Source organism: Verrucosispora sp. SN26_14.1, assembly GCF_004307965.1.
Classification (GTDB): domain Bacteria; phylum Actinomycetota; class Actinomycetes; order Mycobacteriales; family Micromonosporaceae; genus Micromonospora.
This window is the reverse complement of record NZ_SISL01000552.1, coordinates 1-3,511: the sequence shown is the minus strand read 5'-3', so window position 1 is coordinate 3,511 and position 3,511 is coordinate 1. Positions and strand designations below refer to the sequence as shown.

Below are 3,511 nucleotides of genomic sequence, written 5' to 3'. Positions count from 1 at the left end.
GCGCCGCCGTCGGCCGGGCCGCCCCCTGGCCGCCGACCACGTCGCGGGTCGCGGTCTGACGGGACAGCAACTGCAGGTTCTGGTCGTACGCCTCGACGGCGAGCTGGACCTGCCCCTGGTCGGCGTTCCGGGCGAACGCGATCCGGTACTGGGCGGTCACCGTACGCCCCGGGCAGAGCGTGCCCGGGTCGAGTTGCCGGTCGGTCAACCGGGCCGCGTTGCCCTCGGTCCGCACCTGCACCGGGAACGAACCGTTCTCCTCGATCCGGTCGATCCGCACCTGGTCCAGCCGTACGCCCTGCACACCGACCACCATCGACCAACGCACCTTGATGCAGCCGCCCTGGTCGGAGCGGGACACCACGGCGGAGACCGTCTCCACCCGCCCTCCGGCGGTGAACCGGTCCGGCAGGCCGCTGAGTTCGGTGGCGAACGCCGCCTGTGCCGGCGCGGACATGGCCAGGTGCACACCGGTGACGCAGGCCAGTACCACCCCGATCCGTAGCGTGTTCCGCCACAGCCTTCTCACGATCTGTCCTCCTGTTGGTCGCCTCCATCGGCCACGCTATGAGGGCCGGGCGCCAGCCGGTAGACGGGCGTGTTCGCACGTGGTGTGAAGCAAGATGCCCCTTTTCACGTACGGTATTGAACCGGTCACGCGACACCCGCGACACGCCGAACAGGGTCACGATGGACAATCACCGGGTGTCCGCTCTCTCCGCCGCCTTCGTCCAGTTGCACGCCCGGCTCGGTCCCGTCGCCTTCGTCCCCGAGGTACGGCTGCACCAGGCGGACGAGCCGATCGGCCTCTGGGAGCTGACCGAGGGTGAGTTCCGCAGCGACCGGCCGCCGCCGTTCTGGGCCTTCGCCTGGGCGGGCGGTCAGGGCCTCGCCCGGTACGTCACCGACCACCCGGACCTCGTCGCCGGCCGGCGGATCCTCGACTTCGCCTCCGGCTCCGGCCTGGTGGCGATCGCCGCCGCCAGGGCCGGTGCCGCCGCCGTGCGCGCGGTGGAGGTCGACGAGCTGGCCGTCGCGGCGGTCGCGCTCAACGCCGAAGCCAACGGGGTACGCGTCGACGCCGAACTCGGCGACGTCCTCGATCGGGACGCCGGGGACGCCGAGGTGGTGCTCGCCGGCGACGTGTTCTACAGCGAGGCGATGGCCAACCGGGTCCTGCGGTTCCTGCTGCGCGCCGCCCGGTCCGGGGCCACCGTGCTGGTCGGCGATCCCGGACGCGCCTTCCTGCCCCGGGACCGCTTCGACGAGCTGGCCGCCTACGACGTGCCGGTCAGCGAGGCGCTGGAGAGCGTACGGGTGAAGCGCACCACGGTGTGGCGGCTGCGCGCGGGACGGCCGTCGGCGGCCCGCTAGCGTGACGCGGTGCTGTTCCGCGCCTGGGAGCAGGCCCCGGAGGCGACCGCGAGCGCCGGGGCCGGTGCCGCCATGGCCGATGCCCGGGGAGCCGGGTCCGCCGGAGCCGGTGCGGGGGCGGGTGTCGACCCGGTCCGGGTCGTCGACCACGTGGGTGTCGCCCATCTGCTGGTGACCCGGCACGCGCTGGTGCGGCAGGTGCTGACCGACCCGGTGACGTACCGCCCGGACAACGCCCTGGACGCAGTGACCCCGATCCCGGTGGCCGCGCTGCGCGTCCTCGCCGCGCACCGGTTCCGGTTGCCGCCCACGCTGGCCAACAACGGCGGGGCCGACCACCCGGGGATCCGCGCGCTGGTCGCCGACGCGCTGCACCCGAGGCGGGTGGCCGAGCAGCGGGACTGGCTCGCCGCGCTGGTCCGCCGACGGGTGGCCGGTCTGGACGCGACGCTCGACGAGGGCGTGCACGTCGACCTGCACGCCGCGCTCGCCGCCGACCTGCCGCTGCTGGTCCTGGCCCGGCTGGTCGAGTTGCCCGACGCGCCGGTGGCGGCGGTGAAGGAGTTCGCCCGCGCCGCGCTGGAACTGTTCTGGGCACCCCTGGACGCCGACCGGCAGCAGGCCCTCGCCACCGAGGTGGGTCGCTTCCACCGGGTGCTGCGCGAGTTCGCGGTCACCGGCGGCGGGCTCGCCGCGTCGTTGCGGGACGCCGGGCACCCGCCCGACGTGGTGGTCGGCGCACTGTTCTTCCTGCTGGTCGCCGGCCAGGAGACCACCTCGCAGTTCCTCACTCTGCTGATGCACCGGCTGATCGGGGAACCGACCGTGCTCGCCGGGCTGCGCGACGGCACGGTGGCCGTCACCGACGTCGTCGAGGAGGGGCTGCGACGGGAACCGCCGATCGTCACCTGGCGGCGGGTCGCCGCCGTGGACACCACGCTGGGCGGGACGGCGGTGGCGGCGGGCACCAGCATCGTGCTCTGGCTGGCTGGTGCCGGACGCGACCCGGCGGTCGTCGAGTCACCGGACGGGTTCCGGCCGGGGCAACGCGGGTCACGCCGGCACCTGGCCTTCGGCGCGGGCGTACACCGCTGCGTGGGCGACCAACTCGCCCGGATGGAGGCGGCGACCGTGGTGACCGAGGTGGCGCCGCTGCTGGCCCGGGTCCGTGTGCTCCGCGCACCCCGCTACCCGGACAACCTCACCTTCCGGATGCCGGACGCCCTGGTCGTGACGCGCGCCCCGCTCGGTTGATCTCGTCGGCCTCAGTTGATCTCGTCGGCCCAGGCCCGCCAGTCGTCGAGCACGCCGTACAACGCCGGGGTCAGCCAGCCCGGCGCGGACCGCCGGAACACCCCCGGGTCCATCGCCCCGGCCCCGGACGGCAACGCACCGAGCAGGTTCGGCAGCAGGTCGCTGACGTTGGCCCAGTGCACCAGCTCCGGGTCGGCCGGCCAGGCGCCGATCACCACACCCGCCGGCACCGCACGCCGGTCCAGCGCCTCCAGGGTGAGCGCGGTGTGGTTGAGGGTGCCGAGACCCGCGCGGGCCACCACCACCGCCGGGGCACCCAACGACACCGCCAGGTCGGCCACCGTCCACGCCTCGCCCGAGGGTCGCAGCCCCATCGGGACGAGCAGCCCACCGGCGCCCTCGATCAGCACCAGGTCGTGCTTCTCCGCCTCCTCGCGGATCGCGTCGACGGCGTTGTACAACTCCAGCGGCGGCAGGTCCGCCACCCGGGCGGCGGCCAACGGGGCGAGCGGATCGGGGTAGGCGGCCAGCGTGCGGGCGGTCATCGGGGCGGAGAGCCGGGTGACCGCCTCGACGTCGCCGGGCTCACCGGTGGCCGTACCCGTCTGGCCGGGTTTGACCACCGCCACCCGCAGCCCGGCCGCCTGCGCGGCGGCCGTGATCGCGGCGGTCACCACCGTCTTGCCGACCTCGGTGTCGGTCCCGGTGACCAGCACCGGTCCGCGCCACTGATCCGTCACGGCGCACATTCCACGATGACCTCCAGGGCCCGCTCGAAGTCCGCCCGGGACGGCCCGGCACCGATGGTGAGCCGCAGCCGGGACCGGCTGTCCGGGGTCGAGGGCGGCCGGAAACAGCCGACCGCCACGCCCCGGTCCCGGCA

The 3,511-nt window shown here is 74.5% G+C and carries 3 protein-coding genes and 2 pseudogenes; 2 read left to right on the top strand and 3 right to left on the bottom strand.

The window, feature by feature from the left end; all coding sequences use genetic code 11:
• Positions 1-529 (bottom strand): annotated as a pseudogene (locus EYA84_RS28890) (hypothetical protein); the annotation flags it as partial.
• A gap of 176 nt (positions 530-705) precedes the next feature.
• Here EYA84_RS28890 and EYA84_RS28885 point away from each other — a divergent pair.
• Both EYA84_RS28885 and EYA84_RS28880 read left to right on the top strand, forming a co-directional pair.
• Positions 706-1,374, top strand: a complete 669-nt coding sequence (locus EYA84_RS28885) for a methyltransferase (RefSeq protein ID WP_131057145.1) — start codon at positions 706-708, stop codon at positions 1,372-1,374.
• A 72-nt stretch (positions 1,375-1,446) separates the two neighbouring features.
• On the top strand, positions 1,447-2,628 hold the full coding sequence (locus EYA84_RS28880) for a cytochrome P450 (RefSeq protein WP_131057147.1): 1,182 nt from the start codon (positions 1,447-1,449) through the stop codon (positions 2,626-2,628).
• 11 nt (positions 2,629-2,639) lie between these two features.
• Here EYA84_RS28880 and bioD read toward each other — a convergent pair whose 3' ends face one another.
• Positions 2,640-3,377, bottom strand: coding sequence for a dethiobiotin synthase (gene bioD, locus EYA84_RS28875; protein ID WP_131057143.1), 738 nt, complete (start codon positions 3,375-3,377; stop codon positions 2,640-2,642).
• A pseudogene (locus EYA84_RS28870) lies at positions 3,365-3,511 on the bottom strand (8-amino-7-oxononanoate synthase); the annotation flags it as partial. The gene bioD and the pseudogene EYA84_RS28870, both read right to left, overlap by 13 nt.